13 protein-coding genes are annotated in these 13354 nt (G+C 74.5%); 6 read left to right on the top strand and 7 right to left on the bottom strand.

The features are described 5' to 3' along the window. Window positions 1–12: 12 nt before the first annotated feature. The 7 genes from ASE27_RS14595 to ASE27_RS14565 all read right to left on the bottom strand — a co-directional run bounded on the left by ASE27_RS14595 (window position 13) and on the right by ASE27_RS14565 (window position 7803). A complete protein-coding gene (locus tag ASE27_RS14595) occupies window positions 13–3042 on the bottom strand; it encodes an RNA helicase (protein WP_056651900.1) in 3030 nt (1009 codons plus the stop codon). A 107-nt stretch (window positions 3043–3149) separates the two neighbouring features. Next, window positions 3150–4304 carry a diacylglycerol kinase family protein gene (locus ASE27_RS14590; protein WP_056651896.1) on the bottom strand — a complete coding sequence of 385 codons (1155 nt, stop codon included), beginning with the start codon at window positions 4302–4304 and terminating at the stop codon, window positions 3150–3152. Beyond that, the gene (gene tatC, locus ASE27_RS14585; RefSeq protein ID WP_056652289.1) at window positions 4297–5043 is read right to left on the bottom strand and encodes a twin-arginine translocase subunit TatC; all 747 of its coding nucleotides are present in this window, start codon (window positions 5041–5043) and stop codon (window positions 4297–4299) included. The genes ASE27_RS14590 and tatC overlap by 8 nt, the downstream gene beginning before the upstream one ends. A gap of 36 nt (window positions 5044–5079) precedes the next feature. Beyond that, window positions 5080–5277: a Sec-independent protein translocase subunit TatA gene (gene tatA, locus ASE27_RS14580; protein WP_036571710.1), complete on the bottom strand. Its 198-nt coding sequence runs from the start codon at window positions 5275–5277 to the stop codon at window positions 5080–5082. 46 nt (window positions 5278–5323) lie between these two features. Beyond that, a complete protein-coding gene (locus ASE27_RS14575) occupies window positions 5324–5650 on the bottom strand; it encodes a hypothetical protein (RefSeq protein WP_056651892.1) in 327 nt (108 codons plus the stop codon). Between the two features lie 10 nt (window positions 5651–5660). Next, window positions 5661–6680, bottom strand: a complete 1020-nt coding sequence (locus ASE27_RS14570; RefSeq protein ID WP_056651890.1) for a YafY family protein — start codon at window positions 6678–6680, stop codon at window positions 5661–5663. Further along, window positions 6673–7803 (bottom strand): YafY family protein, encoded by a 1131-nt coding sequence (locus ASE27_RS14565; RefSeq protein WP_082608953.1) that lies wholly within the window; start codon window positions 7801–7803, stop codon window positions 6673–6675. Before ASE27_RS14565 ends, ASE27_RS14570 begins: the two co-directional genes overlap by 8 nt. A gap of 35 nt (window positions 7804–7838) precedes the next feature. Here ASE27_RS14565 and ASE27_RS14560 point away from each other — a divergent pair, with 35 nt between their 5' ends. From ASE27_RS14560 to ASE27_RS14535, 6 genes are read left to right on the top strand one after another with little or no spacing between them, the layout of a single operon-like run. Then, window positions 7839–9011, top strand: coding sequence for a DUF3866 family protein (locus ASE27_RS14560; protein ID WP_056651886.1), 1173 nt, complete (start codon window positions 7839–7841; stop codon window positions 9009–9011). Continuing rightward, window positions 9008–9790 (top strand): DUF4129 domain-containing protein, encoded by a 783-nt coding sequence (locus ASE27_RS14555; protein WP_056651883.1) that lies wholly within the window; start codon window positions 9008–9010, stop codon window positions 9788–9790. Before ASE27_RS14560 ends, ASE27_RS14555 begins: the two co-directional genes overlap by 4 nt. After that, window positions 9787–10389 (top strand): hypothetical protein, encoded by a 603-nt coding sequence (locus tag ASE27_RS14550; protein ID WP_056651880.1) that lies wholly within the window; start codon window positions 9787–9789, stop codon window positions 10387–10389. The genes ASE27_RS14555 and ASE27_RS14550 overlap by 4 nt, the downstream gene beginning before the upstream one ends. Further along, window positions 10386–11375: a MoxR family ATPase gene (locus tag ASE27_RS14545; protein WP_056651877.1), complete on the top strand. Its 990-nt coding sequence runs from the start codon at window positions 10386–10388 to the stop codon at window positions 11373–11375. The genes ASE27_RS14550 and ASE27_RS14545 overlap by 4 nt, the downstream gene beginning before the upstream one ends. Further along, window positions 11372–12736 (top strand): DUF58 domain-containing protein, encoded by a 1365-nt coding sequence (locus ASE27_RS14540; protein WP_056651874.1) that lies wholly within the window; start codon window positions 11372–11374, stop codon window positions 12734–12736. Before ASE27_RS14545 ends, ASE27_RS14540 begins: the two co-directional genes overlap by 4 nt. Beyond that, window positions 12733–13296, top strand: coding sequence for a hypothetical protein (locus tag ASE27_RS14535; protein ID WP_157257647.1), 564 nt, complete (start codon window positions 12733–12735; stop codon window positions 13294–13296). Before ASE27_RS14540 ends, ASE27_RS14535 begins: the two co-directional genes overlap by 4 nt. Window positions 13297–13354 lie beyond the last annotated feature (58 nt).

Genomic DNA, 13354 nt, shown 5'->3' with positions numbered 1-13354 from the left:
GTGACGCCAAGGTCACACGCTCGAGTAGGCCACGACCCCTCGCCGGACGGCCTCGATCGCCCGGATCGCGGTCTTGCGCATCGCGGGCGTGGGGGCAGCGGTCGCGAGCTGGTCGAGCACGTCGATGATCTGCTTGCACCAGCGCACGAAGTCGCCCGCGGCGAGCTCGGACCCGCGCAGGACGGCGTCGAGGCTGCGGCCGTTGGCCCACCGGTGGACCGCCGCGACGAGCCCCAGGTCGAGCGTGCCGCTCGCGTCGATGTGGTGCGCCTCCTCGAGGTCGTCGACCTCGGACCACACCACGACCGTGCCGTCGAGGGCGCGGGCGAGCTTGCCGTCGGGCCCGCCGGGGACGTAGGGCTCTCCCGGTTCCTCGCGGCGGGCGGAGAACACCAGGGTCGAGACGACCGCGGCGAGCCCGGCGGGGTCCAGCTCGTCCCAGACGCCGCGGCGCAGGCACTCGGCCAGGAGGAGGTCGTTCTCGGCGTAGAGCCGGCGCAGCCAGTTGCCCGCGTCGGTGACCTTGACCTCGGGGGCGGGCCGGCGCCCGGTCCCGGGGCGGGTCGCGACGGCCTGGTCCTGGCCGACGGCCCCGGTGTCCACCGTGCCGCCGGGGGCATCGCGGTCGAGGGGGCCCCCGCCCGCCGGGTGCGTGTCGACCTCGAGGTACCCGAGCCGGGTCAGGATGTCGCAGATGCGGTCGAAGACCCGGGCGATCGACCCGGTGCGCCCCTCGACGCGGCGGACCAGGGCGTCGTGCTCCTTCTTGAGCTTGGCCCACCGTTCGGCCCAGCGGGCGTGGTCCTCCCGCTCGGGGCAGTCGTGGCACGGGTGTGCGCGCAGGGCGGCCCGCAGGCGCGTGAGCTCCTTGTCGTCGGCCGCGGCGGACCGTACCCGCGGACCGCCGCCGCGCGCCGGGGCACCGGGGACGTCGACGAACGCGCCGAGCGCGTTGCGCAGCGACGACGCGAGGTCGCGGCGGGCCGCGGGCACGCGCGGGTTGAACGTCTTGGGGATGCGGACCTTGCCGACCGTGCGGATGCCCGAGGGGGCGTCGGCGACCGTGAGCTTCTTGACCTGCTTGTCCTCGGTCAGGACCGTGGGGCGCGGGCCGTCGAACCCGCCGTCCTTGCCGGGGTCGAGGACCACGACGTAGCCGGCGCGGCGCCCCGAGGGCAGCTCGACGACGTCCCCGACGCGCAGGTTCTCGAAGTCCGCGACCACCTGGGCGCGGCGGGCCCGCTGCGCGGACTTCGACAGGTCCGCCTCGCGGGTCGCGATCGCGCGCCGGAGCCGGGCGTACTCGGAGAAGTCCCCGCGGTCGCACGTCATGGCTTGGGCGTAGCCCTCGAGGGCCTCGGCGTGGGCCTGGGCCTGCTTGGCCAGGCCCACCACGCCGCGGTCGGCCTGGAACTGGGCGAACGACGTCTCCAGGACGTCGCGGGCGCGCTCGCGCCCGACCTGCGCCACGAGGTTGACGGCCATGTTGTAGGTGGGCCGGAACGAGGACTTGAGCGGGTACAGGCGCTTGGACGCCAGGCCAGCGAGGGCCACGGGGTCCAGCCCTGGATGGTCGACGACGACGGCGTGCCCCTCGACGTCGATGCCCCGGCGCCCGGCACGCCCCGTGAGCTGGGTGTACTCCCCGGGGGTCATGTCGACGTGGGAGGTGCCGTCCCACTTGACGAGCTTCTCGAGCACGACCGAGCGGGCGGGCATGTTGATGCCCAGGGCCAGGGTCTCGGTCGCGAACACGACCTTGACCAGGCCGCGGCTGAACAGGTCCTCGACGATCTCCTTGAAGATGGGCAGCATCCCGGCGTGGTGGGCCGCGATGCCGCGCGCGAGCGACTCGCTCCAGGTCCAGTACCCCAGGACGTCGAGGTCCTCGGCGGGCAGTGTCGCGCTGCGCTCCTCGACCACGGCACGGATCTGCGCCTCCTGGGCGGGTGTGGTCAGGCGCAGGCCCGCGGCCAGGCACTGGGTCACCGCGGCCTCGCACCCGGCCCGCGAGAAGATGAAGAAGATCGCGGGCAGCAGCCCGTCGGCGTCCAGGGCGTCGACGACCGCGAACCGTGGCGGCGACCGGCGTGTCGACCCCTCCCGGTTCCCGTAGCCGCCCGACCCGCCAGGCCGCCCGACCCGGCCACGGTATCCGCGGTCGCCGCGTCCCCCGCCACGCCCCGGGTACCCGCCGTCGCGCGCCCCGCTGCGGAACGCCGCGAGCAGGTCCGGGTTGATGGGCGGGTTGACCCCGGGGTCCGTCGGGTCCACGTGCCCTGCGTACAGGTCGATCAGCTCGGCCCCCGTGCCCGGGCGCAGCGCCTCTCCCGGGGTGCGCGACCGGTCGCGCGAGCCCACCAGGACGTGCTGCCACAACGGGACCGGTCGGCGCTCGCTGACGATCACGGCGGTGTCGCCGCGGACCATCTCGAGCCAGTCGCCGAACTCCTCGGCGTTGGACACGGTCGCGGAGAGCGACACGAGCTGGACGTCGTCGGAGAGGTGGATGATGACCTCTTCCCAGACGGGTCCGCGGAACCGGTCGGCGAGGTAGTGGACCTCGTCCATGACGACGAACGCGAGCCCGTCGAGGGCGCGCGAGCCCGCGTAGAGCATGTTGCGCAGGACCTCGGTCGTCATGACGACGATCGGGGCGTCTCCGTTGATCGACGTGTCGCCTGTCAGGAGCCCGACCTGGTCGGCGCCGTGGCGGCGCGCGAGGTCGGCGTACTTCTGGTTGGACAGGGCCTTGATGGGCGTGGTGTAGAAGGCCTTGCGTCCCCCCGCCAGGGCCAGGTGCACCGCGAACTCCCCCACGACGGTCTTGCCCGCACCCGTGGGTGCTGCCACGAGCACGCCGCGCCCCTCCTCGAGGGCCTGGCAGGCCCGGACCTGGAAGTCGTCGAACGGGAAGCCGACGACCTCACGGAAGGCGGCGAGCTGGGTGCGGGCGGCTGCCTGGAGCGCGCGCGATGCCGCGTAGCGTTCCGCGGGGCTCTGGGTCTCGTCGGTCCCGGCGGTGCGGGGTGCTGCGGTCATGCCTCCACCCTACGGTCCGCCGGTGACGGGGCCGCGCCAGGCGCCGCCGACGACGCTCGAGCGACGGCGGCGTCCCCGAGCCCGGAGGCCCCGGCCTGGCGCCTCGGTCAGCCCTGCGTGATGGTGTGGTCGCGGGGGTCGAGGACCAGGAGCGCGCCGGGGACGACCGTGACGCGCACGGGCAGGCGAGAGATCCGTTCCCCGTCCGCGAACGCGGGCGGGGGCGGGCCGCCGGCGTCGGTGGCCTCCAGGACGACCGAGCGTGCCTGGTAGAGGTCGACGGCCGGGTGGTGCACGTGCTTGCCGCGGTACATGCCCGGGAAGACGCGGGCCACGCCGAGGCGCGTCAGGGGGCCGGCGGTCACGAGGTCGAGCAGGCCGTCGTCGATCGAGGCGTCCGGGGCGACCCGGACGCCCCCGCCGAAGCGCGGCCCGTTGGCCACGGCGACCACGGTCCCGGGCGACTCCCACACGAAGGGGTGCGTGGCGTCGTCGGGCGTCCGGGGTGCACGCTCCCCCGGGGCCGCCGTGCCCGACGGCGAGGGGCGCACGGTCGAGGCGGCCGTGCTCCCGGCGGCGCCGCCGGCGCCCGCGGTGTCCGAGGCGCCCGGCGCGCCGACGAGCTGTGCCGTGATGCGGTACCCGTAGGGGCGGAAGCGGGCGAGCTCGCTCGCGACGGCGCGCACGTACTTGGCGCTGCCGCGCGGCCAGGTCAGGGCGTTGGCGCGCGCGTTGACCGCGGCGTCGAGGCCCGCGGACAGGACCCCGCAGAACCAGCGCTCGCGCCCGGGCCGGGGGTCCAGGTGGGCGTCGAGAGGCTCGGCACGGGCCGCGTCCACCCGGCGCGTCCCGCCCGTGCCGGCCGCGCGGGCTCCCAGGGCGTCGAGGAGCAGGGTGACCGCCGCGTCGACGGCGTGCACGGGCAGCTCGAGGGCCGAGGCGAAGTCGTTGCCCGTCCCGGCCGCGACGATCCCGAGCGGGACCCCGGTCCCGGCGACCGCGTTGACGCCGAGGTGGACCATGCCGTCCCCGCCAACGACGACGAGCGCGTCGAGCGGGCCGCCCGTGCCGCGGCCCGCGACCGCGTCGCGGGCGTTCTCGAGTGCGAGGGGTGCGTTGGGGGCGCTGAGGTCCAGGACGTCGTGCCCGGCCTGGCGCAGGAGCTCGATCGTGCGGGCGCCGTCGCCCCGGCCGCGCCCACGGTCGGCCGTCGGGTTGACGACGACTCCGAGGCGGGCCGGGCGCGGTGGTGCCTCAGGCACCGGCGAGTGCTGCGGCGTTGCGCTTGTCCGTGCTGCGGTCGCGCAGGAACGCGATCCCGACGGCACCGAAGTACAGCAGGCAGATCGGCAGGGCCACGAGGATCATCGTGAGCGCGTCCGGGGTGGGGGTCATGACGGCCGCGAACACGAACGCGATGAGCACCGCCCAGCGCCATCCGGCGAACAGGGCCGTGGCCCGCACGAGCCCCGCGAAGTTCAGGGCGACCAGGACCACGGGCAGCACGAACGCGAGCCCGAAGGCCAGGACGAGTCGCATCACGAAGCTCAGGTAGCCCTGGGCGTCGGTGAGGTTGGTCGCGCCCTCGGGGACGAAGCCCGCCAGGATGTCGACCGCGTGCGGCAGGACCCACCACGCGAGGAACGCCCCGCCGAGGAACAGGGGCACCGATGCCCCCAGGAAGCCCATGGCGTAGCGGCGTTCCTTCGACGTGAGCCCCGGGGTGATGAACGCCCACAGCTGGTACAGCCACCACGGGCAGGACACGATGACCCCGAGGAACAGGGAGACCTTGATCTTCATGTCGAGCGCGGTCGCCATGCCCGAGAAGTTCAGGTTGATGACCTTGCCCTGCTCCGCGGCAGCCTTCTCGAGCGGGGCCTGCAACGCGTCCAGGAGCGGCTGGTACAGGAACCACCCCAGGATCGCGCCCGCGACCAGTCCGCACGAGACCAGGAAGAGTCGCTTGCGGATCTCGAGCAGGTGCTCGCGCAGCGGCATGCGTCCTTCGGACGTCTTGGTCGAGCTGGACACGGGTCAGGCCTTGGGGGCGTCGTCATCCTTGACGGCAGGCTCCGCGGGCTTGTCGTCGTCGCGCAGGTCCTTGACCTCGCTCTTGAAGATCTTGAGCGACTGGCCGACGCTGCGGGCCAGGTCGGGAAGTCGCTTCGCCCCGAACAGGAGCAGGACGACGACGACAAGAACGATGATGTGCCAGGGCTTCAGCATGCCCATGAGATGGCTCCCTTGGAGTCGGACGCGAGTCTTGTTGTCGCAGATCCTACGCGTTGAATCGGCGCCAGCGGTCCCACGTCACTTTGTTGCGGGTCCTGCGCTGGGACCGGCGCTCGGCCCGCTCGGCGCGCAGCTCCTCCACGCGCTCGTGCAGCAGCACCGGGTCGTCGAACAGGGTGGGCGCGGTGCTGGGCTGCGCGGCCGCCACCGCCGCGGTCAGCTCGTCGGTGCGCCGGGCGAAGCGGTCCATGACCTGCGACGACTCCGACATCTGCCGCAGGAGCGCCTTGGCCTTGCGCCACAGGTCGCGCCCCAGGAAGAACGCGCCGACGAGCGTGCCGACGACCAGGACCGACCAGATGGTGAACCACATACCGACCAGCCTAGTTCGCGGACGGCACGCTCGGGGCCGGGTCGGGCCCCTCGTCGACCGCACCGCCGCCGACCGCGGACTCCCCGTACGCGGCCAGGGCGGCGCTCGCGGCCTGCGCGACGTCGTCGGCAACGGCCTGGGGCGTGACGGCCAGGACGTGGCGGGCGTGCTCGAGCAGCAGCCGGCGCAGCCACACGGGGTTCGTCACCCGCAACGACACCTCGAACGCGCCGCCGGGCAGGTTGCGGACCTTCTCCACCGGGACCTGCTCGGCGACCCAGCGTGCGGGGCTCGCGAACGTGATCGTGGCCAGGGGCGCGTCGCCCGTGGGCGTGAAGTCGACCTCGGTCGGCAGGTCGTGCTCGGCGGCGGGCACGTCGAGCTCGGTCGCGGCCAGGAGCCGGTCGAGGCGGAACGTGCGCTGACCCTGCGCGCGGTAGCACCACGCGAGGAGGTACGACCAGGCGTCCTGGGTGTGCAGGGCCACGGGGTCGATCTCCCGCTCGGAGACCACGTCGGCGCTCGTCACGTACCGCACGCGCAACCGGTGCCGGTTCGCCAGGGCCGAGGACACGGCCGCCACGACCGCGGGGTCGCCGTCGGTGGGCAGGCGCACGTCCAGCGCCGCCGCGGCCTCGCCCGTCGCGCCGGTCAGCTTGTCCAGGACCGAGGCGACGACGTCGGAGCGCGCCCGGTCCGAGCGGACCGCGCCCGTCTCCCCCATCGCGCGCAGCGCCGCGATGAGCGCGACCGCCTCACGCGTGCCCAGGCGCAGGGGCCGCGTCATGCCGCGCGCCTCGGTCAGGCGCACCACGCCGCGCTCGAGCGAGTCGGCGTCGAAGTCGATCAGGTCGTCGGGCCAGTACCCGGGGGTGCCGGACACCCACAGGGCGTCGACGTCCTCCACGATCTGACGGGTCGTGACCCCGAACCGGGACGCGAGCTCCTCGACGGGCACACCGCCCGCCCCGTCCAGATAGCTGACGATGCCCAGCAGGCGCACCAGCCGGTCGTCCGCGCGCTCAGCCACGCTGCTCCTCGGTCGTCGTCGTGCTCGTCCCGTCCCGGTCGGTGGACCGGTCGGTCGGGGAAGGGGTCGGCTCGCCCGCCGCGGCTCCGGCACCCAGGTGCACAGCGGCACCCAGGTGCACAGCGGACCCCAGGCGCGCGGCGGCGCGCAACCGGCGCACGACGGCGTCGCGCAGCTCGGGCGGGCTCAGCACCACGACCGCGTCACCGTACCCCGCGATCTCGTCCGCGAACGTGTGCGCGTTCGTGTAGGCCACGTGCACGACGTCGCGCCCGTCCTGCCGTGGCCCCGCACCCTCGCCCGTGCCGTCCCCGTCGCTGCGCCCCCGTGCGCGCAGCGCCTCGGCCCGCTCCGGCCCGATCGCCAGGCGCGCCTCGTGCTCGCTGCCCGCCCTCGCGCCCAGCAGCGCGTCGACGTCCACCCCCTCGGGGATGGTGAACGCCCCACCACGCCCCAGCAGGCGCACCCTGCCCTCGATCCGGCTCAACCGGTACGCCCGCGGCGCACGGCGCTCGCGGTCGAAGCCCAGCAGGTACCAGCCGCCCCGGCGGGCCGCGATGCGCCACGGCTCGACCGTGCGCGTGAGCACCTCGCCCGTGGACGCCGCCCGGTACGTGAACGACACCGCACGCAGCGCCTCGATCGCGTCGAGCAGCGGGCCGTACGCGTCGCCCACGGCCCGCACCCGAGGGGCCAGGCCCGCGACCGCGTCGTTCGCGATCTCCCCCGCCCCCGCCGCCCGCAGCTTCGTCAGCGCCCGGGAGATGTCGGTCCGCAGCGTCTTGTCCTGCCAGAACTGGGCCGCCAGCGACAGGACACCGAACTCGGCCGGGGTCAGGTCCACCGCAGGCAGCGCGTACGCGTCCTGGTCGATCCGGTACCCCACGTCGTCGCTGTGGCCCCCGGCGTCGACCGTCACGATGGGGATCCCCAGGTCTCGCAAGGAGTCCTTGTCGCGCTCGAACATGCGCTCGAACGCCTCGGGCGAGGGCGCGTCGGCATACCCCGCCACGCTCGTGCGGATCTGCTGCTTCGTCATCGACACGCTCGTGTTCACGAGGGCGATCACGAGGTTCAACAGCCTCGTCGCAGGGTTGACTGGTTGGCTCGTCTGATCAGGCATCGGCACCCACGCTAACGAACGGTAGCCTCACCCGTGTGATGACGTGGCGATCTGCAAGGGTGATGTCGCGCGGCCGAGGCTGGCAGGGCGCGCAGGAACTGACCGTCGAGCTCGACGAACCGCTGCCCGCGACCGCGGGACCGGGCGACCAGGAACGCCCCCGGACCGTGCGCGCGCTCGCCTACCCGCAGCTCGTGGGCGACCCCCAGGTCGGCGACCGCGTGCTCCTCAACGTCAGCGCCCTCGCCCGAGGGCTCGGCACCGGCGGGTACGCGCTCGTCGTCGCCCTGCCCGACGCGCTCCCCGCCGACCCGCCCGCAGGCCCCGGCCACCTCGTCAAGGCCCGCTACACCCCCCTGCAGGCCCTCGTCCTGGGCGTCGACGAGCAGGAGTCCCCCCACCACGACACCCTGCGCGACGCCGACGACCTCGCCGGCATGCCCGTCGTCGTGGCCGACCTGCACTCCGCGCTGCCCGCGATCGTCGCCGGAGCACGCCTCGCCGCAACCCAGGACGGACGCCCCGCCCCCCGCATCGCCTACGTCATGACCGACGGCGGCGCCCTGCCCGCCGCGTTCTCCCGCACCGTCTCCGGACTCCGCGACGCCGGCTGGATCCACACCTGCCTCACCGTCGGACAGGCCTACGGAGGCGACCACGAAGCCGTCACCGTCCACACCGGCCTGCTCGCCGCCCGCCACGTCACCGGAGCCGACCTCACCATCGTCGCCCAAGGACCCGGCAACCTCGGCACCGGCACCCGCTGGGGCTTCTCCGGCGTCGCCGCCGGCGAAGCCCTCAACGCCGCCGCCACCCTCGGCGCCCTGCCCGTCGCCTCCCTGCGCGTCTCCGGCGCCGACCCCCGCGACCGCCACCTCGGCATCTCCCACCACTCCCTGACCGCCTACGGACGCGTGGCGCTCGCGGCCGCCGACGTCGTCGTGCCCCGACCCGCCGCGGAGATCGAAGCCCTCCCCGGGTGGGGACCCGCGCTCACCGCACGCATCACCGAGCAGGCCGCCCGGCTCGCCGCCCCCCACGGGCCGCACCGACTCACCCACGCCGACGTCGACACCGCGCTCCTCGACGCGCTCCGCGCCGCCCCCGTCGGCCTCTCCACCATGGGTCGAGGACTCGACGACGACCCCGCAGCCTTCCTCACCGCCGCAGCAGCCGGCCTCCACGCCGAGAGGAACCGACCCGCATGAGCAACCGGACACGACTGGGGGGTGTCGTCGTCCTGATCGCTCTCGTCCTGGTCGGCGCCGCCGCCGGGTCCCGCTGGAGCTACGAACGCCCGGCGTGGTTCCTGCCCCCCGACGACTCCGACGCCCCACCCCCCGAAGCCCCCGCCCCGGTCGACGGCCCCACCTACGTCGAGACCCTCCCGCCGGGCCTCGACGACCGAGCCGCCGGGATGACCATCGGCGACTACACGACCTACCTCGGACTCGCCGTCGCCGCCGTCCTGATCGTCCTCGCGATCCTCTACCTGCGCCGCCGCAGCCGCGAACCCGCCGAACCCGGCGAGGTCCACCGCGACCACGTCGCCGCCGAGGACGCCGTGACAGCCGACCTCCCCCCCGAGGTCCAGCTCCCCGCCCTCCGACGCGGCGTCACCCACGCACGCCACCTCCTCGACACCGCCCGCACCCCGCGCGACGCCGTCACCGCCGCCTGGATCGCCCTCGAGGACGCGACCGCCGACACCGGACACCGCAGGCACCCCGCCCAGACCCCCACCGAGTTCACCACCACCGTCCTCGACGCCACCCCCGCCGACCCCGACGCCGTCACGACCCTCCTCCGCCTCTACCAGCGGGCCCGCTTCACGGACCGCCCCCTCACCGACCACGACGTCGAGACCGCACGCGACTGCCTCGAACGGCTCACCATCGCCTTCGCGCCACCCCCGGAACCCGCCGACGCCGACCCAGCGCAGCGCAGCACGGCACCGCACGGCACCGGACAGGCCACGACCCCATGAGCCGACGACCCACCACCACCCGACGCCTCCTCCTCGAAGCAGCACTCGTCCTCACCGCCGGCACAGCCCTCGCCGTCGTCGGGCTCGACATCCCCCACGCCCTGGTCCTCACCGCCGGCGCCCTCGTCCTCCTCGCCCTCCACCGACGCGCACGACCCGGCACCGACCCCGAGCACCACGCCCTGCCCGACCGCAACCGCCACGGCGCCCGACGCGACCTCTCCGAGCTCACCTGGGCCATGCACGGCAACGACGGACGAGTCAGCGAACGCGCACACAAACGCGTCCTGGCGCTCGCGGCCACGGCTCTGGCCGACCGGGGGATCGACCTGCGCAGCACGGACCCGGCACAGCAGCGCGCGGCCGCGGACCTGCTCGGCCCCAAGGTCCACCAGCAGATGACGACCGACCCACGCCCGCCGACCATGCCCGTCCTGCGGGCCTGGGTCACTGCGGTCGAAGGCGTGAGCGGCATCTCCGCGGGCCCCGGACGCGCGTCGGCCGAGCAGCGCCGCACGGCGGGTGGCCGAACGACCGACGGCTCGGACCACAGCACCAGCACCACCTCCATCACCACCACCGAGAGGCGAACCCGATGACGGACTCCCCTGCCCCCGCGCTCAGCGTCCCCGAGGTGGCCGCGCTCGGCCGCCGCATCCTCGACGAGGTCGGCACGGCCGTCGTCGGGATGCGGGACCCGCTCGAGCTCGCGCTCGCCACGATCCTCGCGGGCGGCCACGTGCTGTTCGAGGACGTGCCCGGGCTCGGCAAGACCCTCGCGGCCCGCAGCCTCGCCACGGCGCTCGGGCTCGACTTCGCCCGTCTCCAGTGCACGCCCGACCTCCTGCCCGCGGACATCACGGGGTCCTCGGTCTACGACCCGGCCACGACCGACTTCGTGTTCCGTCCCGGGCCGGTCTTCACGGGCCTCTTCCTGGCCGACGAGATCAACCGCACCGCGCCCAAGACGCAGTCCGCGCTGCTCGAGGCCATGGCCGAGCGCCAGGTGTCGATCGAGGGCAGCACCTACCCGCTGCAGCGTCCGTTCCACGTCCTCGCGACGTCCAACCCCGTCGAGTACGAGGGCACCTACCCGCTGCCCGAGGCGCAGCTCGACCGCTTCATGGTGCGGCTCGCGGTCGGGTACCCGGACCGCGACGAGGAGCGCGAGGTCCTGCGCCGCAGGCTCGACCGCCGGCAGGAGCAGGCCGAGGTCCGCCAGGTGGTCGACGCCGCCACGGTCCTCGCGATGCAGGCCGGGGTCGAGGCGACGGACGTCGACCCGGACGTGGTCACGTACTGCGTCGACCTCGTGGCCGCGACGCGCGCCGACACCCAGCTCGAGGTCGGCGCCTCGCCGCGCGGGTCGCAGACCCTCGTCCTGCTCGCGCGCGCCGTCGCGGCGCTCGACGGCCGCGACTACGTGCTCCCCGAGGACGTCAAGCGCGTGGCGGTCCCCGTGCTCGCGCACCGGCTCACGCTGACCCCCACGGCCTGGGCGTCGAACGCCCAGCCGCAGACCATCGTCCGGGCCATCCTCGACCGTGTCCCGGGCCCCGCGACGGTCGCCAGCGCAGCGCGATGACGGCACCCGCAGGGGGCGGAGAGCCGACGGGCTGGCTGCAGACGACGAGTCTCGCGGCCGGGGTCGTGCTCGGTCTCGCCCTGCTGATCACCGGTCTCGTCGCTGGCCGCGCCGACATCGCGGTCCTCGGGGCGCCCGCGCTGCTCAGCGCGGCATGGGCCTGGACCGCTCGCCCGCGAGGCGGGGCGGTCAGGGCGACGTTCGTCCCGGCGGAGGCGGGCGGGACCGGTCCGGGAGAGCTGCGCGCGCGGCTGCGCCTCGACGTGCCCGACGGCGCCGCTCCCGTCCGCCTGCGGGTCACCAGCCCGGGGAACGACGACGCAGACGTCACGGTCCTCGTGGACGGGACCAGGACGCTCGACCTCACGACGCACTCGGCCCGCACCGGCCCGCACCGGACGTTCCGCGTCGACCACGTCGCGGCAGGCGTCGAGGGCGGCTTCGAGTCGCGGCCCGACGACGTGCAGGCCCCCGGGATCCTCGTGCTGCCGACGGCCCAGCCGCTCGGTCGGCTCCCGTTGCCGCACCAGCTCGTCGGGCTCACCGGACCGCACACGACCCGGCGGCTCGGCGACGGCACCGAGCTGCGGGACGTCCACCCCTTCGCGCCGGGCGACCGGCTCCGGCGCATCGACTGGCGCGCGACGGCCCGGCGGTCCCCGGGCCTCGAGACCCTCTACGTGCGGCGTACCCAGGCGACCGCGGAGGCGACGGTCGTGCTCGTGCTCGACTCGCGCGACGAGGTCGGGCCGGACGTCACGACCTGGCGCGGGAACGGTCCGCTGCCCATGGACCGTGCGACGTCCCTCGACGTCGCACGCAACGCCGCGGCCTCGGTCGCGCAGGCCGCGCTCGACGGCGGAGACCGGGTCGGCTTCGAGGACCTCGGGTGGGTCCGACGCCCCCTGCCTCCCGCGGCCGGCAAGCGTCAGCTCCGCCGGATCGTCCACGCGCTCGCGCTCGCCCACCCCGTCGGAGACCCGGGCCGCCGCATGCGTCCCCCGCAGATCCCGGCGGGGGCGCTCGTGTACATGTTCTCGACGTTCCTCGACGACGAGAGCGCCTCGATCGCCCAGACCTGGCGCGGCACCGGTCATCCGGTGGTGGCGGTCGACATCCTGCCCACGGTCGAGGTCCCGCGGGGTGACCCCGGCGTCGCTCTCGCCTGGCGCATCACGCACATCGAGCGTGAGCAGCGCCTCGAGAGCTTGCGCCGCGAAGGGATCCTCGTGGTCAGATGGCTGCCACCGATCGGGGGCGACGACCCAGGAATGCCTGGCCGCTCGGCCCGATCGGCGCGGACCGCGCTCGAGCTCGCAGCCCGGCAGCAACGACACGCCACGCAAGGGACGTCCCGATGAGCGCACTCCGTACGGTTCGCCCGGCTCCTGCAGACGCCATGCCCTCGACGGAGGTGGACACCGGACCGACCGTCCCGGGGCCCGCGTTCCGTGCCGCGCTGTTCGGCGCCACGATCGTGTTCGGCACGCTGACCGCGCACAGCCTGCTCCCGTCGATGGCCGGCAGCGTGGCGATCGGTCTTGCGCTCGCGGCGGTGGTCACCCGGTTCCCCCGGCCCCCTGTCCCCCACGCGATCGTCCTCGCGGGAGGTGCCGCGCTCCTCGGCGCCTCGGCGGCGTTCGACCCGGTGGTGTTCGCCCTCCTCCCGCTGGTGCACCTGATGCTCCGGGCGTCCTGGTGGGTGGCTCGGGTCCCCTGGGCGGGCGCCGTCGAACGGACCGTGCTCGTGCTCGACCTGCGTCGCGCCGCCGCGATCCAGACGGCCTGCCAGGGGCTCGCGCTCGTCGCGCTCGCCGCCTCGGGCATCGAGGGTGAGGGGTTCCTGACCGTCGTGGCAGCGCTGGCGCTGTGTGCTCTCGCCGTCCTCGTGGTCCCGAGGACCTGGTGGCGTCGAGGGTGATCGCTGGACCTGCGAGCACACGGGTACCGGGCCAGGATGGGACGAGGCGCACGTCGCC

It is taken from the genome of Oerskovia sp. Root918, assembly GCF_001428945.1.
Taxonomy (GTDB): domain Bacteria; phylum Actinomycetota; class Actinomycetes; order Actinomycetales; family Cellulomonadaceae; genus Oerskovia; species Oerskovia enterophila.
This window is presented reverse-complemented; position numbering and strand designations above follow the sequence as displayed.